The organism is Streptosporangium sp. NPDC023615, assembly GCF_040640155.1.
Classification (GTDB): Bacteria; Actinomycetota; Actinomycetes; order Streptosporangiales; family Streptosporangiaceae; genus Streptosporangium.
This window is the reverse complement of sequence record NZ_JBFABE010000047.1, coordinates 40,448-63,861: the sequence shown is the minus strand read 5'-3', so window position 1 is coordinate 63,861 and position 23,414 is coordinate 40,448. Positions and strand designations below refer to the sequence as shown.

The window sequence follows — 23,414 nt, the reverse complement described above, 5'->3', positions numbered from 1 at the left end:
GACCCGCCACCCGAGCGAACAGATCATCCAGGCCCGTCATCCATACCTGAAGATCGTCAGCGGTCACCGCACTCGACATGCGACCAGGCTAAGCCATCACAATCTATCGTTGTAGTACTAGGACCTGTATCAAAGTGAGGTCAGCAGCCAGTCGTTGGTGATGGCGATGTGGAGGCTGGCCTCGTAGCGGACAGTGAGTTTGTCGAAACGGGTGGCGGCGCGGTGGCGTTTGAGCCGGTTGATGCCGCGGCGTGACGGTTGCGGTAGTCCTCGGGGCTGAAGTGTGGTGGACGGCCTCCGGTAGAACCGCGCCTCTTGCGGTGGCGGATCTGGTCGGCGGCTTCGGGGATCGTCGCGGTGATGCCGCGTTTGCGCAGGTAGGCACGGTTGGCGCGAGAGCTGTAGGCCTTGTCGGCCCGGACCCCGTCGGGGTGGGTGCGAGGACGACCGGCCCCGATCCGCGGGACGTCGATCTTCTCCAGGACATTTTGGAACTGCGGCGAGTCACCGCGCTGGCCTGCCGTCAGCAGCGGCGCCATCACGTTCTGGTTCTGTTCACAGGCCAGGTGGATCTTGGTGGTGAACCCGCCCCGGGAACGTCCCAGCGCGTGGTCGGCGGGCTCGGCCACCACGCCGCCCGGTGGTTCCTTCTGCGGGGCAGAGCGTGCTCCGGCAGCGTGCTGGTGCGCCCGAGCCGTCGTGGAGTCCACGCTGATCTCCCAGGAGATCCGGCCGGCCGCGTCCGCCCGGGCCTGCAGCTTCGTGATGATCGCCGCCCAAGCCCCGGCCCGCTGCCACCGCCGGAACAACGAGTACACCGCACGCCAGGATCCGTAACAGTCCGGGACGTCCCGCCAGGGTGACCCGCCCCGGACCCGCCACCACCGAACCCGAAGGCCCTCACCCACTACAAGATCATCTGTTTCGTGTCGCCCCGTACCTAACCTCTGTGGTCAGTACACCTAGCCGGCCGGGCCTGGTCCGGTGAGCCGTGCGGCGCGGGCCGCCGCCTCGCGGTCGCGGGGCAGCCGCACGGTGACGGACAGGCCGCCGCCGGGGCGCGGCACGGCCGTCACGGCGCCGTCGTGCGCCACCACGATGGCCCGTACGATCGACAGACCCAGGCCTGCCCCCTGGGCCGAACCGACCCGGTCGTGCAGGCGGCGGAACGGCTCGAACAGGTCGCCGGCCTCGTGGGCGGGGACGAGCGGGCCGGTGTTGTCCACGACGAGCGTGAGCTCCTCGCCGGCCGCGGCCAGCCGTACCTCGACGTGCCCGTCGGGCACGTTGTACTTGAGGGCGTTCTCGACCAGGTTGAACACGCAGCGTTCCAGCAGCAGCGCGTCACCCCGGGCGGGGGCGGGCGCCAGGTCGGCCCGCAGCGCGATGCCGCGCCGTCGCGCGGTGGCCCCGAGCTGTTCCAGCGCCGAGGCCGCGGCGTGCTCCAGGTCCACCGGCCTGCGGGCGACCAGCTCGTTCTCCGAACGGGCCAGCAGCAGCAACCCCTCGATGAGCCGCTCGTGGCGCGCGTTGACGCTCAGCAGCGCCCGGCCGAGCGCGTGCACGTCGTCGGAGGCGTCCGGCTCCTCCAGCGCCACCTCGATCAGCGTCCGGTTGACCGCGATGGGCGTGCGCAGCTCGTGGGAGGCGTTGGTGACGAAGCGGCGCTGGGCGTCGAAGGAGCGCTGGAGGCGGTCGAGCATCGCGTCGAAGGTGTCGGCCAGGCGTTTGACGTGGTCGGGCGGGCCGTCCAGCGCGATGCGCTCGTGCAGGGTGCTCTCCGACAGGCGTTCGGCGGTACCGGTCACCCGCTGCAGGGGACGCAGCGCACGGTCGGTCATGAGCAGGCCGAGCAGGGTCGCGACCACGCCGATCACCACGAGTCCGATCACCGAGTTGCGCAGCAGCTCCGCCAACACGTCCGCCTTGCCGACCTCCACCTGCTGGAGCAGGTCTCCCGCGGTGCGCAGGAAGAACCCCTCCTGCTGCGGCGGCAGCGGCCCCTGCGCGGGGATCTTGGGGGCCGACGAGATCCGGGTGACGATCCGCTGCTCCATGGTCCGTGCCGTCAGCGCGTAGGTCACCCAGAGCAGGACCGCGCCCGCGCCGAAGAACAGGCCGCCGTACAGGAGGGTCAGGCGGGTGCGCAGCCCGAACCCGCGCCGGGCCCGGAGCCGTTCCCGCGTCCGCCCGGCGGGGCGGCCCGCCCGCGACCCCCCGCCCGACGGCGACGACCGCTGCGACGATGACGGCGACCGCTGCGGTCGCGGTCGTGACCGTGACGCGAGATCGCTCACAGGCGGTATCCCCGTCCCGGGACGGTCTCGATGACCGGCGGGTCGCCGAGCTTCCTGCGCAGCGTCGTCATCGCCACCCGCAACGCCCCGGTGCCCGCCTCGTAGTACTCGTCCCAGGCGCGGGCGAGCAGGTCGCGGGTGCGCACCACCTCGCCGTCGGCCACCAGCAGTACCTGCAGCAGCGCGAACTCCTTACGGGTCAGGGACAGGCGCGCGCCGTTCCTGGTCACGGTCCTTCCGGCCGGGTCCAGCCGCACCCCCGCGCGCTCCAGTGCCAGGGGCCGGGCCGAGGCCGTACGCCGGGCCAGCGCGCGCACCCGGGCCGCCAGTTCGGCGATCGCGAACGGTTTGGGCAGGTAGTCGTCGGCGCCCAGCCCGAGACCGTCCACCCGCTCGCCCACCGCGTCCATCGCGGTCAGCATCAGGATCCCCCCGCCGCCGCCCATCGCGACCAGCCGCCTGCACACCTCGTCGCCGTGCAGCCCCGGCAGGTCGCGGTCCAGCACCACCACGTCGTAGCCGGTGTGTCCCAGGCGCTCCATGGCCTGCGCGCCGTCGTAGGCGACGTCCACGGCGATGGCCCGCCGCCGCAGGGCGCGGGCGATGGCGTCGGCCATCTCGTCCTCGTCCTCGACCACCAGCACGCGCATGCCCCCACCTCCGCCGACCAGCGTGGGCCATCGGGTGTTAGGCCGCGATAAGCCCGCGCGCCGTCGTGACACGGGCCGCTCCGCGCCCGTTCGCGCCCGTTCCCGTCCGCCTGCGGCACGCGACGTCCCAGGTGCGGCTTACGGGCCGCTAACCCCGGCCGCCGTAGACATCGGACCGTGGTGCGGGCGCACGTCCCGCCGGTACGGAGGTGAGGGGACATGACGGCTCCAGCAGGCGGTGGAGGCGGCCGATGAGACGTGGCAGAGCGGTGCTGGCCGGGACGGCGGCCGCCGTGGTGCTCGGCGGGGCGGCCGCCACGGCGGTGGGCCTGGACGGCACCGGCGAGGCGGCCGGGACGTCCGCGCCGCCGGTACCGCCGACGGCGGAGATCACCCGTGGGGACGTGGTGGACACCACGTCGCTCTCCGGCAGGCTGACCTACTCGGGGGAGCACACGCCGGCCGTCGGCGCCGGCGGTACGGTGACCGCGGTCCCGGCCGAGGGCCGGGTGATCCGCCGGGGCCGGGCGCTGCTGGGTGTCGACCGCAGGCCGCTGACGCTGATGTACGGCCGGGTGCCGCTGTACCGGCCGCTGCGGTTCGGCGTGGAGGAGGGGCCCGACGTCGAGCAGCTCGAGCGCAACCTCAGGGCGCTCGGCCACGGCGACGACCTGACGGTGGACGAGGAGTTCACCCCCGCCACCTCCTCGGCGGTCCTGGAGTGGCAGGAGGCTCGCGGCCTGCCGCGGACCGGTGTCGTCGACGCCGCCCAGGTGGTGTTCCTGGAGGGCCCGGTGCGGGTGGCCGAAGCGTCGGTGAGGGTGGGCGACCGGGTGCGTGCCGGCGCGCGGGTCCTGACCCTGACCGGCACCCGCCGGATCGTCCGGGTCGACCTGGACACCGAGGATCAGGCGATGGCCCGCGAGGGCGCCGGGGTGAGGGTGGAGCTGCCCGGCGGGCGAGAGCTCAAGGGGAGGATCTCCTTCGTCGGCTCGGTCGCCAAGGCCGCTCCGGGCCAGGGGGAGGGCGAGGAGACCTCCTCGACGGTCGAGGTGGAGATCACCCTGGGCAAGGGCTCCACCGGGAGGCTGGACCAGGCGCCGGTGACGGTGGAGATGGAGAGCGAACGCGTGCGGAACGTGCTGAAGGTCCCCGTCGAGGCGCTGCTGGCGCTGCGCGAGGGCGGTTTCGGCGTCGAGGTCGTACAGGGCTCGGCGACCCGGCTGGTGCCGGTGAAGACCGGCGCGTACGGCGGCGGAGAGGTCGAGATCGAGGGCGCGGGCCTGTCGCGGGGCGTGAAGGTCGGGGTGCCGCGCTCGTGAACCCCGTCAACCTCGTGAACCCGGGACACGCCGGGCACGCCGGACGCCCGGGGCACGCCGGGCACATCGGGCACATCGGGCACATCGTCGAGCTCACCGGGGTGACCAAGCTGTACGGGCAGGGGGTGGCGGCGCTGCGCGGGGTCGACCTGCGGATCGGCGCCGGTGAGCTGCTGGCGATCGTCGGGCCGTCCGGTTCGGGTAAGTCCACCCTTCTGCACATGATCGGGACCCTGGACCGGCCCACGGCCGGCACGATCAGGATCGCCGGCCACGACGTCGGCGCCCTCGGTGACCGCGAGCTGTCCGCGCTGCGCTCGCGTCATCTGGGTTTCGTCTTCCAGCAGTTCCACCTGGCCGACGGGGTGAGCGCCCTGGACAACGTCGCCGACGGCCTGCTGTACGCCGGTCCGCGGCTGCGCGAGCGGCGCGAGCGGGCCGCCGCCGCGCTGGAGCGGGTCGGGCTCGGCCACCGGCTCGCTCACCGGCCCGCCCAGCTGTCGGGCGGGGAGCGGCAGCGGGTCGCGATGGCCAGGGCGGTGGTCGGCGAGCCGTCCCTGCTGCTGGCCGACGAGCCCACCGGCAACCTCGACAGTGCCTCCGGCGCCGAGGTGCTCGGCGTGCTGGGCGACCTGCACGCCGCGGGCACCACGATCGCCGTGATCACCCATGACGACGAGATCGCCGGGTGGGCGCCGCGCCGGGTGCGGGTCAGGGACGGCCTGATCGTCTCCGGTGCCGGCACCGGAGACGGAGGCGGGGGCGGCGTCGGCGCCGGCCCCGCGGTCCGCGGTCGGGACGCCGGCGTCGGGGAGGTCGCCCGGTGAACGGCGGGAACGAGCGGCTCCGGCCGCCACGGTCGCGCGCGAGCGACGTGCTCAGGGTCGGCGCCGCCGGGCTGCGCGCCAGGCCGGCACGGGTGGCGCTGTCGGCGCTGGGCATCGCGATCGGCATCGCCACCATGGTCGCGGTGATCGGCGTCTCCTCCTCCTCCAGGGAGGACCTGCTGCGCAGGCTCGACCGGCTCGGCACCAACCTGCTGACCGTCGAGGCCGGGCAGACCGTGTTCGGCGGCCAGACCCGGCTGCCGGTCGGCGCGCCCGACATGGTCCGCAGGATCGCGCCGGTCACCAGCGCGGCCGCCACCGGGACGGTGGACGCCACGGTCCGGCGTACCGGCAAGATCCCCAAGAGCGTGACCGGGGGCATCGCCGTGCGGGCCGCCGACGTCGAGCTGCTCACCACCCTGGAGGGGAGAGTGCGGGCGGGTGCCTGGCTCAACGCCGCCACCGCCCGTCACCCGGCGGTCGTGCTGGGGTCGGTGGCCGCCGAGCGGCTGGGGCTGACCGGGCCCGGCGCCCGGGTGTGGATCGGCGGCCGGTGGTTCACCGTCATCGGCGTCCTGGACGCCCTGCCGCTGGCGCCGGAGATCGAGCGCTCGGCGCTGGTCGGGTTCGAGGCCGCCGAACGCCACCTGGACTTCGACGGGCACCCGACCACCATCTACGAGCGCTCCGCGGACGCGGCCGTGGAGGCGGTGCGCGAGGTGCTGCCGCGTACGGTCGATCCGGAGAACCCGGAGGAGGTGAACGTCAGCCGTCCCTCGGACGCCTTGAGCGCCAAGGCGGCCGCCGCCGGCGCGTTCACCGGGCTCATGCTCGGCCTGGGCGCGGTGGCGCTGCTGGTCGGCGGGGTCGGCGTGGCGAACATGATGGTGATCTCGGTGCTCGAGCGTCGCCGGGAGATCGGCCTGCGCCGCTCGCTGGGGGCGACCCGGGGGCAGGTGCGCGTGCAGTTCCTGGCCGAGTCGCTGCTGCTGTCGGCGACCGGCGGGGTGGCCGGGGCGGTGCTCGGCGCGCTGGCGAGCGCCGGCTACGCCGCCTCCAAGGGGTGGCCCGTGGTGGTGCCGCCCTGGGCGTTCGGCGGCGCGATCGGCGCGACGCTGGTCATCGGCACGCTCGCCGGCCTGTATCCGGCGATGCGCGCCGCCCGCCTGCCGCCCACCGAGGCGCTGGCGGCGAGCTGAGCACCGGCGCCGTCGATCCCGCGCGGCCGGGAGGGCTCAGGGGGCGAGAGGGCCAGGGGAGTCGGGGGGGCCGGGGGGATTGAGGGGGTTGCCGGGGGAGTGGTCGCCGAGGACGATGAGCAGTTTGCGCAGCAACCCGGCGAGCCGCTCCTGCTCGGGGCCGCTCAGCTCACCCAGGAGCCTCGCCTCCAGGTCGACGTGGGCGGTGACGACGGGGTCGATCAGCTCCCGGCCGCGCTCGGTCAGCGTGACCAGCACGCTGCGCCGGTTGAGGGGGTCGACCCCGCGGGTCACCAGCTCCCTGGCGACCAGGCGGTCGATCCGGTTGGTGATCGCTCCGGAGGTGACCATCGACGCCTCGACGAGCTGTCCCGCGGTGAGCCGGTAGGGAGGGCCGGAGCGGCGCAGCGTGCCCAGGATGTCGAACTCCCACAGCTGCAGGTCGTGGGTGGCGAAGTGATCGCGAAGCTCGCGCTCCAGCAGGCGGCAGGCGCGCTGGACGCGGGCCACCACGCCCATCGGGGTGGGGTCGATGTCGGGCCGCTCGACGCGCCACTGGTTCATCCGCCAGTCGACGTTGTCCTCCACGGGCCTGCCACCCCCAGAACATCTCAACGTGAAACTGTTTGACGTCATCCTAACGGGTGGCTACATTCCTCAACGTTGAACATTTTAACGTTAAGGAGAACGGCGATGCCGATCCCGAGCCGGCCGGACGCCGGCGGCGGCGTGTCCCCGCTCGCCGGCACCCTGGGACTGACCGCGCTGACCGCGACAGCGCCCGTCAGCTGGGGCACCACGTACCTGGTCACCACCGAGTTCCTCCCGCCCGGCCACCCGCTGGTGTCGGGGGTGATCCGCGCGCTGCCGGCGGGGCTGGTCCTGATCGCCCTCACGCGCAGGCTGCCGGCCGGGGCGTGGCTGTGGCGCTCGCTGCTGCTGGGCACCCTCAACATCGGCGCGCTGTTCGCGCTGTTGTTCGTCGCCGCCTACCGGTTGCCCGGCGGCGTCGCGGCGACCCTCACCGCCGTCCAGCCCCTGTTCGTCGTCGGCCTGGCGTTCCTGCTGCTGGGGGAGAGACCCGCGCCCTGGCGGCTCGGCTGGGGCCTGGCCGGCGTGGCGGGCGTCGGGCTGATCGTCCTGCGCGGCCGGCTCTCCTTCGACCTGCTCGGCGTGCTGGCCGGCGTCGCGGCCGCCGGCGTGATGGCCGGCGGGATCGTCCTGACCAAACGCTGGGGACGCCCGCCCGGCGCCGGCGCGGCGACCGTCGCAGGATGGCAGCTCACCGCCGGCGGGCTCGTGCTCCTGCCGCTCGCGCTCGCGTTCGAGGGGCTCCCGCCCGCGCTGGACCTTCGCGCGATCGGCGGCTACGCGTGGCTGTCGGTCGTGGGCGCCCTGCTGTCCTTCGTGGCCTGGTTCCACGGCATCGGCAGGCTGCCCGTGGTCGCGGTGTCGTTCCTCACCCTGCTCTCGCCCATGGTCGCCACGATCCTGGGCGGGGTGTTCCTGGGCGAGTCCCTGACGCCCTGGCAGGGCGTCGGGTTCGTGCTCGCGCTGACCGCCGTCGCCGCCGCGCAGATCCCCCCGGGCACCGCCCGCGCCCTGATCCGTGTCCCCGCCACCACCGAAGGAGACTGAGCGTGCCGCGCACCGTACTGATCACCGGAGCCACCGGAACCGTGTCCACCGCGCTGATGGGCGCGCTGGAGGGGGCGGGGGTGAACCTTCGCGCCCTCGTCCGCGAGAACTCCTCGGCGGACGGACCGCGCGCGCGGGGCGCCGAGGTCGTCACCGGCGACCTCGACGATCCCCGGTCGCTGCCGCCCGCCTTCGAGGGCGTGCAGGACCTGTGGCTGCTCACCCCGAACGGCCCGCGCGCCCCGGAGAACAACATGAACGCCGTGTGGGCCGCGCGCCAGGCCGGCGTGGAGCGCGTCGTGCGCCTGTCGGCCGTCGGCGCGGCCCACGACGCGCCGAACCGCAGCGGCAGGCTGCACGCCCTGTCGGACCGGGAGACCGAACACGGCGGCATGCGCTGGACGATCCTGCGCCCCCACTGGTTCATGCAGAACCTGCTGAACGAGGCCGCCGACATCCGCGCCACCGGCACGTTCTCGCTGAACATGGCCTCGGCGCGGATCGGCATGATCGACGTCCGCGACATCGCCGAGTGCGCCGCCCGCGTGCTCCTCGACGACCCCGGCCGTCACCACGGCCGGACCTACACCCTCACCGGCCCGCGCTCGCTGACCTTCGACGAGGTCGCCGGGCGATCGGCCCTGGCCCTGGGCCGGCCCGTCACGTACCTGCCGGTCGGCGACGACGCCAGGCGCGCGACGCTGCTCGGCCACGGCGTTCCGGGATGGATCGTCGACATGCTCGAGGAGTACGCGCGGGCGTACGCCTCCGGCTGGGGGGACCTCACCACCGGCACGGTCGCCGACCTTCTCGGCCGCCCGCCGCGCGACGTCGCCGACTTCGTCCGCGACCACGCCGCCGCGTTCGTCCCGGCCGGCGGCGGCTGAGACCGCGGCCCGCCGGCGCGGACCGGCGCCGGCGGCGTCACCGCCGCGGGGGCCTCGGACGCCACGTCCGGCGGGCCGGGGCGATCCCCGGATCCCCGGCGGGCCCGCCGGGCCCGCCGGGGGCGCTTGGTACGATTCCCGCCCGGGAGGAGACCGCCTCTCCGGCCCGTTCCGGCGCGCTTTTCGTCAGGGGTGACACGTGGCGGCCCGCACGACCATCTACGACGTCGCCGGCGCGGCGGGCGTCAGCATCTCCACCGTCTCCCTGGCCCTCAACTCCCCGGCCAGGGTCAGCCCGAAGACCCGCCGCAAGGTCCTGGAGGCCGCCGACGCGCTCGGCTTCGTCCCCAAGCAGGACGCGGTCACCAAGGCCCGCCGGGGCGTGGGACGCGTCGGGGTGATCGCCCCCTTCACCTCCTACCCGTCGGTGGCCCGGCGGTTGAACGGCATCCTGCGGGCCGTCGGCGACCGGCCCCTGGAGGTCGTGCTGTTCGACCAGGAGTCGGCCGCGCAGAGCTCCTCGCCGCTGCTGGCCGGGCTTCCCCTCACCGGCCGCCTGGACGGGCTCGTCGTCGTCAGCCTCAGCCTGGAGGAGGCGGTGGCCGAGCGCCTGGCCACCGCGCGGCTGCCCACGGTGCTGGTCGACGTCCGCCATCGCGGCTTCGACTCGGTGCACACCGACGACGAGGCGGGCGGCAGGCTGGTCGCCGAGCACCTGCTCGGTGCCGGTCATCGCCGGTTCGCCTTCCTGGGCGAGGCGCAGAGATCGGGCCTGTACGTCTCGCCGTCCCAGCGGCGCCTGGCCGGCTACCGCACGGCCCTGGCCGAGGCCGGCCGTCCCCTCGCCGACGGCGACGTGCGGCTGAGCGCGCACGACCTGGCCGCGGCCCGCGCCGCGGCGGTGGAGTTGCTGTCGGAGCCGGAGCCTCCCTCGGCCGTCTTCGCCGCCGACGACACCCTCGCCTCCGGGGTGCTGCGGGCCGCGCGCGACCTCGGTCTCGCCGTGCCCGGCGACCTGGCGGTGGTCGGCTTCGACGACGGCGACCTGGCCGAGGTCCTCGACCTCACCACCGTGCGCCAGCCCCTGGAGGACTCCGGCCGCACCGCGATGGAACTGCTCCTGCGGCAGTTGGAGCGACCCGCGACCGCCCGCCAGGTGACGCTGGAACTGCGGCTGATCATCCGGGGCACGAGCGCGCCCGGTCACTGAGCCGGCACCGCCCGCCGCCACGACACGCCGGAGCCGGGCACCGGGATGTCCGCGCGACCGACCGGCGCGCCAGGGCCTCTTCGCCGGCGCCGGAACGGCGCTCCGGCCAGGGCGGACGTCCGCCCGCGCCGAGACGGCGAGCACCGAGCCTGTGGCCCGGGCGGGAGAATTCGATGGCCCGCGTGTCCGGTCGCGTGGATCATCGGGGCATGTCACGAACTTTCGAGGACCTGGTGGCCGAGGCCGATACCGTACCGGTGGAGGGCTGGGACTTCTCCTGGCTGCGGGGCCGGGCCGAGGAGCAGCGCCCCTCCTGGGGCTACCAGCGTCTGATGAGCGAGCGGCTGGGCCGGGTCTCGGCGGCGCTGGACATCCAGACCGGCGGCGGGGAGGTCCTGGCCGGGGCGCGGCGGCTGCCCCCGGTGATGGCGGCCACCGAGTCCTGGCCGCCGAACCTCGCCCGTGCGACCCGGTTGCTGCACCCCTTGGGCGCGCTCGTCGTCGCCGACGCCGACGAGCCGCCGCTGCCGTTCGCCGACGAGGCCTTCGACCTGGTGACCAGCCGCCACCCGGTGACCGTCTGGTGGCAGGAGATCGCCCGGGTGCTGCGGCCGGGGGGCACGTACCTGTCCCAGCAGGTGGGTCCTGCCAGCGTCGCCGAGCTCACCGAGTACTTCCTGGGCCCGCCCGCGCCACGCGACCTGCGTCACCGCCACCCCGACGACGCGCGCCTGGCGGCCGAGGCGGCGGGGCTGGAGGTCGTCGACCTGCGTTTCGAGTCCCTGCCGATGGAGTTCTTCGACGTCGGCGCGGTGATCTACTTCCTGCGCAAGGTGATCTGGATCGTCCCCGGCTTCACCGTCGACCGCTACCGCGACCGGCTGCGGGAGCTGCACGACAGGATCGGTGCCGAGGGCCCGTTCACCGCGCGGGCGACGCGTTTCCTCATCGAGGCGCGCAAGCCCACCTGACCGGGCAGGTGTCCGCCGCGCCGCGCGGGCCCACCGGCCCCACCGGCCCCGCAGGGTCCGCAGGGTCCGCAGGGTCCGCCGTGCCGGCCGCGCCGGCCGCGCCGCCTTCGCCGGGGCGTGCCCGCCCGGGGCGCGATGCCCGCGAGGGGACCGGGCGTTCGGTGGAGGGCAGCACGACCACCGCGGCCGGGTCCACCCCGGTGGACCTGATGATCCGCGCGGTCACCGTGGGCGTGCGGGTGAGTACGACGACCTTGTTCAGCCTCACGTCGACGTAGCGCACGCTGGCCCCGGCGGGGTGGGCGGACAGGACCTCGTCGATCCTCTTGCGGATCGGGGTCAGTTGCGTCAGCGACCATCTCACCACCGAGGGCGAGGCGCCGGCGGCGGTGATCCTGGGGCGGTCGGCGACGCTGGTGGTGGCCACCACCAGCGTCTGGGAGAGGGGCCCGTTGAACCAGGACCCACCGAAGCGGTCGCCCAGTTCCTCACGCAACCGCGCCTCGACGGATGCCAGCACGATCTCGTTGAGCAGCCGTTTCTGGACCTGTTCCCTGGTGAGGCCGAGGTCACGCTGGAGTGCTTCCAGCATGTCCGGCGGCACCCACGGCACCTGTGGTGACGGGGAGGCCTTGTGGGTGGGCAGCGATGCCACGGGCCGCAATGTCGCAGGCCGCGGTGCCGCGGGGCGCGCGCCCGGCGCCCGGGTCGCACGGGAGGACGGCGGCGCCTGGGCAGCGCCGCTTCCGTCGGCACCCGCCGCCAGGGGGAGCAGGCCCGCCCCGGCCAGGACGGTGAGCGCGGTGAACGCCATGGCACGGCTCATGACGGCGGTGTGGTTGCGCGGCATGTGTGCTCTCCTGGGCCTCGGCTCTCACAGCGGGAGGGGGAGCTTCCGCGCATCGCTGGTCGGATCGCACGACGCGGGCGAGGCCACCCTAGAACAACCGGCGTCCCGGCGCCCGCGAAGGCCCCGCGCCACGCGGGCGGGCCTTCGGACAGACCTTCGGAGGGGTTTTCGAGTGTCTTCCGCCGGTCCGGTCCGGTCCGGTCCGGTCCGGGGCCGGTCGTGGACGGGGGAGGGACGGGGGGAGAGAGGGGGACGGGGCGGGCGGAGGCGGCCGGGCGGACGGGGTCAGCGGCGGTCGAGCCGGACGGCGATGTCGACGACCTGGTGGGCGGCGGGAAAGGCGCCGTAGTTGTAGTTGACGGCGCCGGTGAGCAGGTTGAGCCCGTAGAGGCGGTAACGGCCGGCGACCTTCAGCGTGGCGAAGGCGCTGTTGGAGACGGTGACCCCACCGCGCAGCGAGCTGTACACGTCGAAGCCCGCCGGATCGGTCACGGCCACCCGCAGGTTGCCGGTGGGCGTCAGCAGGCCGGCGTCGGCGGGTGACTGCAGTCCCAGCCGGTCGGTGGTGGTGTCCACGTCGAAGAGCGCGGTGGCGGTGGCGGCGCTGAGGTCGTTGTTGGTGTATCCGATGCCCGAGACGCCGGGCGCGGCGACGGGCGCGGTGGCCGGTGGGACGGGCGTGGTCGTCAGCGGCCGGTCGGCCACGGTCCGGCCGGTGGTCGTGAGAGCGGTCGGGCCCTCGGCGGCGACCGGCCCTTCGAGGTCGTGGCGCAGGTTCTGCCCGGTGTCGCCGACCACACGCAGCACGTCGGCGGCGGGGTCGAAGTCCACGCCGAAGGCCGAGCCGCTCAACGCCACCGTGAGCTGGGAGACCTTGGTGGCCTTGCCCGCCCCGCCGAGGGTGTACACGCCGCCCTGGTCCCCGACGCCGTACAGCTCGCCGCCCCGCACGCGGTAATCGATGCCGACGATCCCGGTGTCCCCCTGGAGACCGCTGATCCCGCCCAGATCGCGGACGCGTCCGGGAAAGCGGATGTCGAAGGCGACCAGCCGCTGGTCGGAGGTCAGCCCGACGACGCCGATACCGACCTTGGCCCGGCCGGCGTTCCCCGCGGCGCCGCCCCGCCCGCCGAACCGCCCGCCGCCCGCCGCCTCGCCGGTCCCGCCGTCCGGGACGCTCCTCGCCTCACGCCCCGCCGCGTTTTCCGCCGTGTTCTCGGCGGTGATGGCGGTGAGGCTCCCGGTCGCGCCCCGGCGGGCGGGCGCGACCTGCGCAGGTACGGAGGCCGACACGGAGGCCGGTACGGAGGCCGACACGGAGGCCGCCGTGCTCAACGCCAGCACGGTGGCGGCGAGGGTCCTTCGCATCTGCCTCTCCTTCGCGGTCACGGCTCACGTCACCCGGGCACCGGCGACGGCGTTCTCACGGATCGTAGGACCTCCCTCACGCAACGCGACGTCGCGATCCGGCCAAGAGCACACCAAGGCGTCCGCGGACGCCGGCCCGCCCCGGCCACCGGCCGGGGCGGGCGGTGGCCGCAGCGGCGATTGAGCGGCCCGGACCTGGGCAGACGGGCGGGGAACACCTTTCGCCCGTTCACCGTACGGGCGCTGTCATATACCGGGAGGAACAATGTCGAACTCCGGACCCGCCTCCGACGAGGACATCCCGCTGGCGGACCGCCGCGCCGACCAGCAGGACGTCCACGACGAACCCGACTTCGCCGACGAGTTCGCTCCCTCGCCGACCGACCCGGCCAACCAGCCCGAGGACGATCCCGACACCGACGTCCACGGCCAGGACGAGGGCCACGAGAGGCCGTCCTCGGCCTGAGGGTCGCAGACGAAGGCGCCGTGGCCGGACGGCCGGCGAGTGTCGCCGGCCCCGGTCGCGGTCTTGGCGTCGGTCGCGGCCCCGGCCCCCGGTCTTGGCCCGGTCTTGGCCCGGCCTCGGTCCCGGTCCCGGTCGCGGCCCCGGGCGAACCGGCCGGTTCCCGGAGGAGACCTACGAGGCCAGCCGTTCACGTGCGTCGCGGCCCGATCCCGCGGGTTCGACCCCGCCGTCGGGCTGGTTGACCTCGGCCCACACCGCATCGAGGGAGAGGCCGAGGACGGCGGCGATCGCCGCGATGGTCGGGAAGGCGGGGGTCGCCACGCGGCCCGACTCGATCTTCCGAAGGGTCTCCGGCGACACGCCCGCGTCCAGCGCGGTGTCGAGCATCGAGCGCTCCCCCCTGGCGCGACGCAACAGGGCACCGAGGCGCTGTCCGCGCTCGACTTCCGCGGGTGTGAGCGGCAACCTGACCATGGATCCGATTCTAGGGCCTGTGCGGGGCCGGGATCAGTGGGGTTCGCCGCGCGGTGACCTGCCGTCCTGCCGGTCCGGGGTCTTCTGCCCGTCCGAGGACGCGGGGTCCGTACCGGTCCCGACGCCGGGATAATATGGCCGGGATAGTTATTGGTTTCCTGAGAGAGGCGCCTCATGATCGAGATCTTGAACTCCACCGAACTGGCCCGGGCGAAGGAGTCGGGCGCCCTGGTCGCCGACATTCTGCAGACGCTGAGGAGCCGCTGCGCGGTCGGCACGAACCTCCTGGAGATCGACCGGTGGGCCAAGACCATGATCGTTGAGGCCGGGGCCCAGTCCTGCTACGTCGACTACGAGCCGTCCTTCGGGCGTGGGCCGTTCGGCCACTACATCTGCACCTCCGTCAACGACGCCGTGCTCCACGGACTGCCGTACGACTACACGCTCGCCGACGGCGACCTGCTGTCGCTCGATCTCGCCGTCTCCAAGGGCGGGGTCGCCGCGGACTCCGCGATCAGCTTCATCGTGGGCGACTCCCGGCCCCCGCAGAGCCTCGCGATGATCGACGCGACCGAGCGCGCCCTGAGCGCGGGGATCGCCGCCGCCGGCCCCGGGGCCCGCATCGGCGACATCTCCCACGCCATCGGCTCGGTCCTCGGCGGGGCGGGGTACCTGATCAACACCGAGTTCGGGGGGCACGGCATCGGCTCGACGATGCACCAGGGCCCGCACATCTCCAACACCGGACGGCCCGGCCGCGGGTACAGGCTGCGCCCCGGTCTGCTGCTGGCGCTGGAGCCGTGGATCATGGCCGACACCGCCGAGCTCGTCACCGACGCCGACGGCTGGACGCTCCGGAGCGCGACGGGCTGCCGGACGGCACACAGTGAGCACACGATCGCCATCACCGGCGACGGAGCCGAGATCCTCACCCTGCCCAGCTAGGCGCGGCCACGGCGGGGACGCCGGAGCGGGCGCACCCGGAGCGGGTAAGGCCGAAGCCGTGCCCGTCCCGCGCCCCGGGCACCTCATCGCCGATCACCGGCCAGAAGAGCACCGGCATCGTGCCGGGGCGTTCTCCCCGGACGGGGAAACACTGTCCCCGCGCACCACCACCGCTTTTCGAAGTGCTTCGATAGAAGCAGTTGACATCGCGCGGCCCCCTCACGTCTCATGGGGCGGAAGCAGAAGGCGGCCGGCGGCCCGTATCCCACGGGCGCGCCGGGCACGGGCGTCCTTCGACGAGCGGGACGCCCTGACCGGAGGGGACGTGACGCGTGATCCGTTCGTACGTGGTGACCGGAGGGGGCCGCGGCATCGGCAGGGCGGTGGTCGAGCGCCTGCTCACCCACACCCACACCCACGCCGGCGCCGGTGCCGCCACCGGGACCGGTGTGGTCGTCATCGAGCGCGACCCCGAGGCCCTGGCCTGGCTGCGCGACCATCCCGCGGCGGCGCGCCTGACCGGCGTGGCCGGCGACGCCGCGGACGAGACCGTGGCCGGCCGGGCGGCCGACGCCGCCCAGGCGGCGGGCACCCTCACCGGCTGGGTCAACAACGCCGCCGTCTTCCAGGACGCCTCCGTCGACCGCGATCCGCCCCGCCGGGTGATGGACCTCATCTCCTCGGGGCTGGAGGGCGCCGTCGTCGGCTGCGCCGTCGCGATCCGGCGCTTCCTGGCCCAGGGGGGCGGCGGGGCGATCGTCAACGTCTCCTCGCACCAGGCCCGCCGGGCCGTCCCGGGCTGCCTGCCGTACGCCACGGCCAAGGCGGCCCTGGAGGGGATGACCCGTGCCCTGGCGGTCGAGTACGGGCCGCGCGGCGTCCGCGTCAACGCCGTGGCGCCCGGTTCGGTGCACACCGAGCGCTACACGGACCTCCTCGCCTCCCGTCCCGCACCCGACGCCGCCCGCGTCGAACGGCAGATGGCGCTGCTGCACCCGCTGGGCCGCCTCGCGCGGCCCGAGGAGGTGGCGGCCGCGATCGTCCACCTGCTCGGCGACGACGCCGCCTTCATCACCGGCGCGACCGTTCCCGTCGACGGCGGGCGGTCGGTGCTCGGCCACGACCCCGAGGCCCGGCAGGTCGTCTGAGGTCCCGGCCGGTCCCGGCCGGTCCCTGGAGGTCGCGGCGGGCCGTCGCGCGTCCCCGCGGGCCCTCCGGCCCGGGATGTCAACCCCGACGTTCGCTTGGCCGCCGGCCCGACGGACGGCAGAGGCGCGGGGGCGTGGCCGGTTCCTACGGTCTGCCCCATGAGAACCGATCTGTGGAACGACGTCCGGGTGAGACTGCTGTGGCCGGCCGCCCTGCTGGCCGCGGGAGCGGCCACGGTGGGCCTGCTGTCTCCCGGCGGGCTGGGCACGCCCGAACCGGTACGCATCACCGGCGGAGCCTCCGCCGCGGCCTACCGGTGGGCGCACGAGGCGATGGGCGGCGTGCCCGCGTGGCTGGAGGCCGCCTCCGACGTCCCCCTGGTGCTGCTCGGCCTGATCCTCGCGCTGGTGGGCTGGGGGGCGCTGCGGCGGCGGGACGCCCACGGCGTCGCGGCGACGATCGTGATCGGCGCCGGGGTCGTGGCCGCGTACGCGATCAGCGAGGCGTTGAAGGTGGCCGTGGACCAGGAGCGGCCGTGCCGGGCGGTGGTGGCGATGACGCACTGCCCGGCGCCGGGGGACTGGTCGTTCCCGAGCAACCACGCCACCCTGGCGGCCGGACTGGCGGCCGGGCTGGGCGTGCTGCGGCCGAGGCTGGCCGTGCCGGTCGTGCCGGTGGCCGTCGCGGCGGGGGCGCTGCGCGTGCTGGCGGGCGTCCACTACCCGCACGACGTGCTGGCGGGCGCCGTCCTGGGGGGCTGCGTCGCGGTGGCGGCGCTCCTGGCGATCACCCCGGCCGCCGCGCGCCTGGTGTCAGTGCCGCTCGGCGGCGATGCCCGCCTCGTGCGCCACGACGGCCGCCGCCGCCCGGTTGTCCACGCCCAGCCGCGTCAGGATCGAGCTGACGTGGGCCTTGACCGTGCCCTCGGCGACGCGCAGCCGGCGCGCGATCTGCCCGTTGGACAGGCCCGTCCCGAGGTGGCCCAGGACCTCGCGTTCCCTGGCGGTCAGCGTGTCGACCCGGGCGCGGGCGGCGCGCCGCCGGCCGGCCAGGGCCCCGGTGTCACCGGCGGCGAGGTGGGCGACCACCCGGGCCGCGACCTTCGGTGACAGGTACGCCGCGCCGTCGGCCACCGCCCGGACGCTCGCGATCAGCTCCTCCGGGTCGCCGGACTTGATCACGAACCCCGCCGCTCCGCCGCCGAGCGCCCGCAGGATGTAGTCGTCCTCGCCGAACGTGGTCAAGATCACCACACCGGTGGCGGGAACCGTCCTGCGGATCTCGGCCGCCGCCTCGATGCCGTCACCCCCGGGCATGCGGACGTCGAGCACGGCCACGCCGGGGCGGTGGCGCTGGGCCAGGTCCACGGCCTGGCGACCGGTGGCGGCCTCGGCCACGACGGCGATGCCGGGATCGGTGGACAGGATCGCCCGCACCCCGGCCCGCACCAGGGGCTCGTCGTCGGCGACGAGCACCCGGATCATCTCTCGACCAGGGTGTCGAAGGACGCCAGCCGGCCCGCGCGAAAGCACAGCCGGTAGGCGTCTCCGTACCGGTCGTCGAGGAGATCGGCGGTCATCGCGTAATACTCGCACGTCGTTCCCCGCCCCGGCGGCGGCTCGGGGACGGCCGGGCGGCGTTCCGCCTGCCGGGCGGGCAGCAGCCGCGCCAGCTGCGCGCGCGGCCGGCCCAGCTGCAGGGCGGCGTAGTCCTGCGGCGCCAGCACCGACCACCGGGCGGCCCGCGTCTCCCACAGGCGCAGGCCGCCGCCGATCAGCGCGGCCGTCACCAGGGGCAGCAACAGGGCGAGGGTGAGGGTACGGCGCACGTTCCCGCGGGCCCGACGGTGCTCCCGCGGCACCGACACGTCCTCCTCCCCGGGAAATCGGGTGTCTGCGGTGAGTCCGGCGTCCTGGGGGAACCCGGTGTGCGCGACCCGGTCGCGCGGGAGCCGGGCCGAGACGGTGAACCCCTCGCCGGTACGGCCATGGGCGAGAGTCCCACCGGCGAGCCGGACGCGTTCGTCCAGCCCGATGAGCCCCCGGCCGCCCGGGGCGGGAGCTGCCGTGTGGCCGTCCGGGGTGGGAGCGGCCGCGCCGGTGCCCGGGGCGGGGGCGGCTGGGGGACCGTTCTCCACCTCGACCCGCGTCTCCGTGGCGGTGTGGCGCACCCGCACCGACACCCGCGCGCCGGGTGCGTGCTTGGCGGCGTTGGTCAGCGCCTCCCGGACGACGCGGTAGGCCGCGCGTTCGGCCACCCGCGCCGAACCGTCCGCTGTGCCGTCCGCTGTGCCGTCCGCTGTGCCGTCCACCGGGTCGTTCACCGAGGCGTCTGCCGTGCCGTCTGCCGGGCCCTCGACGCGCAGGGTGACCGCGAGCCCCGCCGCCGAGGCCCGCTCGACCAGTTCGGCCACGTCCCTCCCCTCGATCTCGCCAGGCCCGTCCGGCTCGCGCAGGACGCCGACGACCTCGCCCAGCCGCTCCACGGCCGCCCCCGCCCGCACCCTGATGTCGTGCGCGCCGGCCCGGTGCTCCGGCGCGAGGCCGGGGGCGAGCTTCAGCGCCCCGGCCGACAGGGCGATCAGGCCGAGCTCGTGGCCCAGGACGTCGTGCATGTCCTGGGCGATCCGGGTCCGCTCGCGCAGCCGCGCCTGCTCGGCGATCAGGCGCCGCTCGCGTTCCAGATGCGCGGCCCGCTCCCAGCCGGCCCGCAGGAGTTCGCGGTACTGCCGCCGGAAGCGCCCGGCGAACCAGGCGATCATGGTGGCCGTCACCACCGCCGCGAACCGGTCCCCGAGCACCATCCACCGCGGAACGGCGCAGAGCGCGAGCACGCCGCCCGCCAGCACCGCGACCAGCGCGAACACCGCCGCCCTGGCCGGTCCGGGACGCGTCCCCACCAGGAAGGCGGCCGGAACGCTCACCGCCGCCCACCACGGGTCGGCGAGGCCGAGGCCGGCGCCCGCCGCGGCCACCGCGATCGGCCATCGCGTGCGGACGGAAGGCCATCGCTCGCCTGCGCCTGCACCTGCGAGCGGCATCGCGGACATTCTCCCCACGAGGCTGCACGATACCGCCGCCCCCGGAAGATCATCGGCATGGGAGGCCGGCGGGAGACACAGGCAGGGAGGCGGGGGAGCGGGGGAGGGAGCGGGGACGCCGGGACGCACCCGCTGGCCTACACTTGCGCCAGCGCATCCGCAGGCGGACTCGGGCAAGGGGAGGTGGCGTGCAGCAGGCCGAACGCGGCGTCTCGACCACGCTGGACGCGGTCCTGGAGCGCATCACCTACGCCAACGAGGAGACCGGCTACACCATCGCGCGGGTGGCCACCGACCGCTCCGGCGCCGACCTGCTGACCGTGGTCGGCCCCCTGCTCGGCGCCCAGCCCGGCGAGTCGCTGCGCCTGACCGGCCGCTGGACCTCCCACCCCCGCTACGGCAAGCAGTTCGAGGTGTGGTCCTACACCACGGTGTTGCCCGCCACCGTGCAGGGCATCCGCCGCTACCTGGGCTCGGGCCTGATCAAGGGCATCGGCCCCAAGATGGCCGACCGGATCGTCGACCACTTCGGCGTCGACACCCTGGAGGTCATCGAGACCACCCCCGAGCGGCTCGTCGAGGTCCCCGGCCTGGGCCCCAAGCGCACCAAGATGATCGGCGTCGCCTGGGAGGAACAGAAGATCATCAAAGAGGTGATGATCTTCCTTCAGGGGGTCGGCGTGTCCACCTCCATCGCGGTGCGCATCTTCAAGCAGTACGGCGACCGCTCCATCACCGTCGTCAGAACCGAGCCCTACCGCCTGGCCGACGACGTGTGGGGCATCGGCTTCAAGACCGCCGACACCATCGCCCAGGCCGTCGGCATCCCCCACGACAGCCCCGAGCGCGTCAAGGCCGGCCTGCGCTACACCCTGTCGCAGGCCGCCGACGACGGCCACTGCTACCTGCCGGCCCCCAACCTCGTCGCCGACGCGGTCAAGATCTTGGAGGTGCCCGCCGAGCTCACCGCCCGCTGCCTGGAGGAGCTCGTCGCCGAACAGGGCGTCGTCCGCGAGGACGTCCCGGTGGGGGAGGGGAGCGTCCCGGCGGTCTACCTGGTGCCCTTCCACCGCGCCGAGCTGTCCCTGGCCGGCGCGCTGCGCACCCTGCTGACCAGCGAGCACGACCGCCTGGGCGCCTTCAACGGCGTCGACTGGGAGACGGCCCTGAAATGGCTGCGCACCAGGACCGGCGCCGACCTGGCCGAGGAGCAGGCCCACTCGGTACGCCTGGCGCTGACCCGCAAGGTCGCGGTGCTGACCGGCGGCCCCGGCTGCGGCAAGAGCTTCACGGTGCGCTCCATCGTCACCCTGGCCCGCGCCAAGAAGGCCAAGGTCATCCTGGCCGCCCCCACCGGCAGGGCCGCCAAGCGCCTGGCCGAGCTGACCGGCCACGAGGCCACCACCGTGCACCGGCTGCTGCAGCTGCGCCCGGGCGGGGAGGCCACCTTCGACCGCGACAACCCCCTGGACGCCGACCTCGTCGTGGTCGACGAGGCCTCCATGCTGGACCTGCTGCTGGCCAACAAGCTCGTCAAGGCCATCGCCCCGGGCACCCACCTGTTGTTCGTCGGCGACGTCGACCAGCTCCCCTCGGTCGGAGCCGGGGAGGTGTTGCGCGACCTGCTGGCCGCCGAGGAGGAGATCCCCCGGGTGCGGCTGACCCACATCTTCCGCCAGGCCCAGGAATCGGGGGTGGTCGTCAACGCCCACCGCGTCAACACCGGCCTGCCCCCGGCCCTGGCGGGCATGAACGACTTCTTCCTGTTCCCCTGCGAGGAACCCGAGGAGATCGCCGCCCTGACCGTCGACGTCGTCGCCAACCGCATCCCGCGCCGCTTCGGCCTCAACCCGCGCCGCGACGTGCAGGTCCTGGCCCCGATGCACCGCGGCGCCGCCGGCGCCGGCAACCTCAACAACGCCCTGCAGGAGGCCCTGACCCCCTCCCGGGAGAACATGCCCGAACGCCGCTACGGAGGGCGCGTCTACCGGGTCGGCGACAAGGTCACCCAGCTGCGCAACAACTACGAAAAAGGCGCGGCCGGGGTGTTCAACGGCACCGTGGGCACGGTCGTCGACATCAGGCCCGACGAGCACAAGCTGACCGTGCTGACCGACGAGGACGAGAACGTCGAGTACGCCTTCGACGAGCTCGACGAGCTGACCCACGCCTACGCGGTGTCGATCCACCGCTCCCAGGGCAGCGAGTACCCGGCCGTGGTCATCCCCCTGGCCACCAGCGCCTGGATGATGCTGCAGCGCAACCTGCTCTACACCGCCATCACCCGCGCCAAGAAACTCGTCGTCATCGTCGGCTCACGGCGTGCCCTTGCCCAGGCGGTACGCACCCGCGGCGCCGGCCGGCGCCACACCAGCCTCACCCACCGCCTGCGCCGGCCCTGACCCTGACCCTGAGCCCGCCCGTGGCCCGGCCCTGAGCCCCCGCGTGAACGCGGCCCCCGCCCCGCGCAGGGGCCCCGGCGCCGCCTCGCCGTCGCCGCGGGCTCCCCCGGGTGACGGCGAGGTCGCAGGGCCGGGCGGGTGAGGTCATTCGGCCGGGCAGACCGTGCCGGGCGCGGGCAGCGTCAAATCGGTCAGATAGGCGGTGGCGTGCCTGACCGGGCACTTCTTGTGCATCAGGTACAGGGCGTGCCCGGGGCCGTCGTAGGCGACCGTGACCGAGCCCGGGACCATCGAGGTGAAACTCTCGGTCCACGCGTAGTCCCCGCGGACGCTTCCGACCCCCAGCATCGGCGGCAGCCCCCGCACCGGCAGCGGGCGGGGAGGGTTGACCACCGGCAGCGGCCACCCCGTACATCCCAGCCCGTCGAAGAAGACCTCCCCGAGGTTGGGCGCCTGCTGTCGTGCCTGGCGCCCGACCTGGCGCCCGACCTGGCGCATGTGGGCGTATCCGGTGTATCCGCGCCCGTCGGCGCACGTCATCGCGAGCACCCCCGGCATGGTCCACACCCGCGCGTTGCCGATGGCCGTCTCGGCGAAACCGGACCCGTCGCCGCGCCGGGCCCGCTCCACCGAGCCGGCGAACGCCAGCCATCCGGAGTGGTCCGGCCCGGGGTCGGGGTCGAAGCCGTAGAAGCGCAGATGCGCCCCGGTCAGCTCCCCCTTCCCGAACTGCGCGGAGGTCACCGGGATCGGCTCGCGGTCGGCGTTCGCGATCAGCTCGCGCCACAGCGCCCCGGCGTCCTGACCGTGCAGCGCGCAGGCGGGCGTGGTCGCGCACCACCGGGTGAACTCGCCGAACGCCTTCTCCGCCAGGCGCAGCGTCATCATCGTCTGGTCGGGAAAACCACGGGTCTGGTTGATGACCCCGTCGAGGTACACGGCCCGGACGCGCCGCGGGAACAGCCGGGCGTAGGCGGCCGAGGTCACCCCGCCGTAGGAGTTGGCCATGAAGCTCAGTTTCTCCTCGCCCAGCGCGGCGCGGACCGCGTCCATGTCCCTGGCCACCGACAGGGAGTCCATGTGGGCGAACAACCCGGTCCGGTCGGCCTTGCGGCAGGCGTCGAAGCCCTTGGCCATCGCCGCGACCAGGGCGTCGTACGCCTTGCGGTCGCCGGGAACCGACAGCGTCGCCGCGGGTTCCTTGCACACCGCAGGCATCCGGTCCCGCCACACGGTGTTGCGGGGGTCGTAGGCGACCAGGTCGAAGCGCCGGCGCAGCTCGGTGAGGTCGCCCGCGACGTCCTTGAGGTTGTCGATGCCCCTGGCGCCGGGGCCGCCGGGGACGCCGAGCACGCTGCCGATCCGGCGCGCGGGCTCGGTGGCCGGCAGCCGGGCCATCTCCAGCAGGACCGTCCGCCCCCTGGGCCGGGACCAGTCCACCGGCACCTCGACGCCGGCGCACTCCATGCCCGCCGGGACGTCCTGCCCCGCGCACGGCCGCCACCTGGGCCGCCCGTCCCGTACCGCCCCCGCGGACACGGCGGACACAGCGGACACGGCGGACACGGCGGACACGCTGGGCGTGGCGGGCGTGGCGGGCGTGGAGGGCACCGCCGGCGACCCCGTCCGGGTCACGGTCAGCCCGGTCACCGTCGCCGTCCTCGCCGCTACCGCCGGCGCTCCCGTCGCCGCCGGTCCCGTGGTCCCCGTCGCCCCGGT

21 protein-coding genes and 2 pseudogenes are annotated in these 23,414 nt (G+C 74.5%); 12 read left to right on the top strand and 11 right to left on the bottom strand.

Going from position 1 to position 23,414, the window contains the following annotated elements:
* Positions 1–140: 140 nt before the first annotated feature.
* The 3 genes and pseudogenes from AB0G16_RS27255 to AB0G16_RS27245 form a co-directional block, all read right to left on the bottom strand.
* Positions 141–938, bottom strand: a pseudogene (locus AB0G16_RS27255) (IS5 family transposase); the annotation flags it as partial.
* Between the two features lie 24 nt (positions 939–962).
* Entirely contained in the window at positions 963–2,297 is a 1,335-nt protein-coding gene (locus tag AB0G16_RS27250) for a HAMP domain-containing sensor histidine kinase (RefSeq protein WP_362810732.1), read from the bottom strand.
* A complete protein-coding gene (locus AB0G16_RS27245; protein ID WP_362810729.1) occupies positions 2,294–2,947 on the bottom strand; it encodes a response regulator transcription factor in 654 nt (217 codons plus the stop codon). The genes AB0G16_RS27250 and AB0G16_RS27245 overlap by 4 nt, the downstream gene beginning before the upstream one ends.
* Before the next feature lie 251 nt (positions 2,948–3,198).
* Between AB0G16_RS27245 and AB0G16_RS27240 the strand changes: the two genes are divergently transcribed.
* The 3 genes from AB0G16_RS27240 (at position 3,199) to AB0G16_RS27230 (ending at position 6,295) form a co-directional block, all read left to right on the top strand.
* On the top strand, positions 3,199–4,269 hold the full coding sequence (locus AB0G16_RS27240) for a peptidoglycan-binding protein (RefSeq protein WP_362810726.1): 1,071 nt from the start codon (positions 3,199–3,201) through the stop codon (positions 4,267–4,269).
* A gap of 83 nt (positions 4,270–4,352) precedes the next feature.
* Positions 4,353–5,096, top strand: coding sequence for an ABC transporter ATP-binding protein (locus AB0G16_RS27235; protein ID WP_362810741.1), 744 nt, complete (start codon positions 4,353–4,355; stop codon positions 5,094–5,096).
* Positions 5,093–6,295 (top strand): ABC transporter permease, encoded by a 1,203-nt coding sequence (locus tag AB0G16_RS27230; RefSeq protein ID WP_362810723.1) that lies wholly within the window; start codon positions 5,093–5,095, stop codon positions 6,293–6,295. Before AB0G16_RS27235 ends, AB0G16_RS27230 begins: the two co-directional genes overlap by 4 nt.
* Positions 6,296–6,331: 36 nt before the next feature.
* On the opposite strand, the gene AB0G16_RS27225 is transcribed toward AB0G16_RS27230, so the two are convergent.
* On the bottom strand, positions 6,332–6,883 hold the full coding sequence (locus AB0G16_RS27225; protein ID WP_362810720.1) for a MarR family transcriptional regulator: 552 nt from the start codon (positions 6,881–6,883) through the stop codon (positions 6,332–6,334).
* 105 nt (positions 6,884–6,988) lie between these two features.
* Here AB0G16_RS27225 and AB0G16_RS27220 point away from each other — a divergent pair, with 105 nt between their 5' ends.
* The 4 genes from AB0G16_RS27220 (at position 6,989) to AB0G16_RS27205 (ending at position 11,001) form a co-directional block, all read left to right on the top strand.
* Complete coding sequence (locus tag AB0G16_RS27220; protein WP_362810717.1) at positions 6,989–7,933, top strand: EamA family transporter; 945 nt, start codon at positions 6,989–6,991, stop codon at positions 7,931–7,933.
* 2 nt (positions 7,934–7,935) lie between these two features.
* Positions 7,936–8,820 (top strand): SDR family oxidoreductase, encoded by an 885-nt coding sequence (locus AB0G16_RS27215; protein WP_362810714.1) that lies wholly within the window; start codon positions 7,936–7,938, stop codon positions 8,818–8,820.
* A 199-nt stretch (positions 8,821–9,019) separates the two neighbouring features.
* Positions 9,020–10,030, top strand: coding sequence for a LacI family DNA-binding transcriptional regulator (locus AB0G16_RS27210; RefSeq protein WP_362810711.1), 1,011 nt, complete (start codon positions 9,020–9,022; stop codon positions 10,028–10,030).
* 209 nt (positions 10,031–10,239) lie between these two features.
* On the top strand, positions 10,240–11,001 hold the full coding sequence (locus AB0G16_RS27205; protein ID WP_362810708.1) for a class I SAM-dependent methyltransferase: 762 nt from the start codon (positions 10,240–10,242) through the stop codon (positions 10,999–11,001).
* Here the strand turns inward: AB0G16_RS27205 and AB0G16_RS27200 are convergent.
* Positions 10,976–11,851 (bottom strand): S1 family peptidase, encoded by an 876-nt coding sequence (locus AB0G16_RS27200; protein ID WP_362810704.1) that lies wholly within the window; start codon positions 11,849–11,851, stop codon positions 10,976–10,978. The genes AB0G16_RS27205 and AB0G16_RS27200 overlap by 26 nt on opposite strands.
* 285 nt (positions 11,852–12,136) lie before the next feature.
* Positions 12,137–13,219: a DUF4394 domain-containing protein gene (locus AB0G16_RS27195; RefSeq protein WP_362810701.1), complete on the bottom strand. Its 1,083-nt coding sequence runs from the start codon at positions 13,217–13,219 to the stop codon at positions 12,137–12,139.
* A gap of 265 nt (positions 13,220–13,484) precedes the next feature.
* On the opposite strand from AB0G16_RS27195, the gene AB0G16_RS27190 reads away from it, so the two are divergent.
* Positions 13,485–13,685 carry a hypothetical protein gene (locus AB0G16_RS27190; RefSeq protein WP_362810699.1) on the top strand — a complete coding sequence of 67 codons (201 nt, stop codon included), beginning with the start codon at positions 13,485–13,487 and terminating at the stop codon, positions 13,683–13,685.
* A 171-nt stretch (positions 13,686–13,856) separates the two neighbouring features.
* Here the strand turns inward: AB0G16_RS27190 and AB0G16_RS27185 are convergent, their stop codons facing one another.
* A complete protein-coding gene (locus AB0G16_RS27185) occupies positions 13,857–14,159 on the bottom strand; it encodes a helix-turn-helix transcriptional regulator (RefSeq protein WP_362810697.1) in 303 nt (100 codons plus the stop codon).
* A gap of 174 nt (positions 14,160–14,333) precedes the next feature.
* On the opposite strand from AB0G16_RS27185, the gene map reads away from it, so the two are divergent.
* Both map and AB0G16_RS27175 read left to right on the top strand, forming a co-directional pair.
* Positions 14,334–15,104: a type I methionyl aminopeptidase gene (gene map, locus AB0G16_RS27180; RefSeq protein ID WP_362810694.1), complete on the top strand. Its 771-nt coding sequence runs from the start codon at positions 14,334–14,336 to the stop codon at positions 15,102–15,104.
* A gap of 332 nt (positions 15,105–15,436) precedes the next feature.
* A complete protein-coding gene (locus AB0G16_RS27175) occupies positions 15,437–16,252 on the top strand; it encodes an SDR family oxidoreductase (protein WP_362810692.1) in 816 nt (271 codons plus the stop codon).
* Positions 16,253–16,563: 311 nt separating this feature from the next.
* Here AB0G16_RS27175 and AB0G16_RS27170 read toward each other — a convergent pair whose 3' ends face one another.
* A complete protein-coding gene (locus AB0G16_RS27170) occupies positions 16,564–16,851 on the bottom strand; it encodes a hypothetical protein (RefSeq protein WP_362810744.1) in 288 nt (95 codons plus the stop codon).
* Here AB0G16_RS27170 and AB0G16_RS27165 point away from each other — a divergent pair.
* Positions 16,733–16,975: pseudogene (locus AB0G16_RS27165) on the top strand (phosphatase PAP2 family protein); the annotation flags it as partial. The gene AB0G16_RS27170 and the pseudogene AB0G16_RS27165 overlap by 119 nt on opposite strands.
* A 90-nt stretch (positions 16,976–17,065) precedes the next feature.
* Here AB0G16_RS27165 and AB0G16_RS27160 read toward each other — a convergent pair.
* Both AB0G16_RS27160 and AB0G16_RS27155 read right to left on the bottom strand, forming a co-directional pair.
* Positions 17,066–17,737, bottom strand: a complete 672-nt coding sequence (locus AB0G16_RS27160) for a response regulator transcription factor (protein ID WP_362810689.1) — start codon at positions 17,735–17,737, stop codon at positions 17,066–17,068.
* Positions 17,734–19,293 carry a histidine kinase gene (locus tag AB0G16_RS27155; RefSeq protein ID WP_362810686.1) on the bottom strand — a complete coding sequence of 520 codons (1,560 nt, stop codon included), beginning with the start codon at positions 19,291–19,293 and terminating at the stop codon, positions 17,734–17,736. Before AB0G16_RS27155 ends, AB0G16_RS27160 begins: the two co-directional genes overlap by 4 nt.
* Before the next feature lie 188 nt (positions 19,294–19,481).
* On the opposite strand from AB0G16_RS27155, the gene AB0G16_RS27150 reads away from it, so the two are divergent.
* Positions 19,482–21,695, top strand: a complete 2,214-nt coding sequence (locus AB0G16_RS27150; RefSeq protein ID WP_362810683.1) for an ATP-dependent RecD-like DNA helicase — start codon at positions 19,482–19,484, stop codon at positions 21,693–21,695.
* A gap of 144 nt (positions 21,696–21,839) precedes the next feature.
* Here the strand turns inward: AB0G16_RS27150 and AB0G16_RS27145 are convergent, their stop codons facing one another.
* Positions 21,840–23,252 carry an alpha/beta fold hydrolase gene (locus AB0G16_RS27145; protein ID WP_362810681.1) on the bottom strand — a complete coding sequence of 471 codons (1,413 nt, stop codon included), beginning with the start codon at positions 23,250–23,252 and terminating at the stop codon, positions 21,840–21,842.
* Positions 23,253–23,414 lie beyond the last annotated feature (162 nt).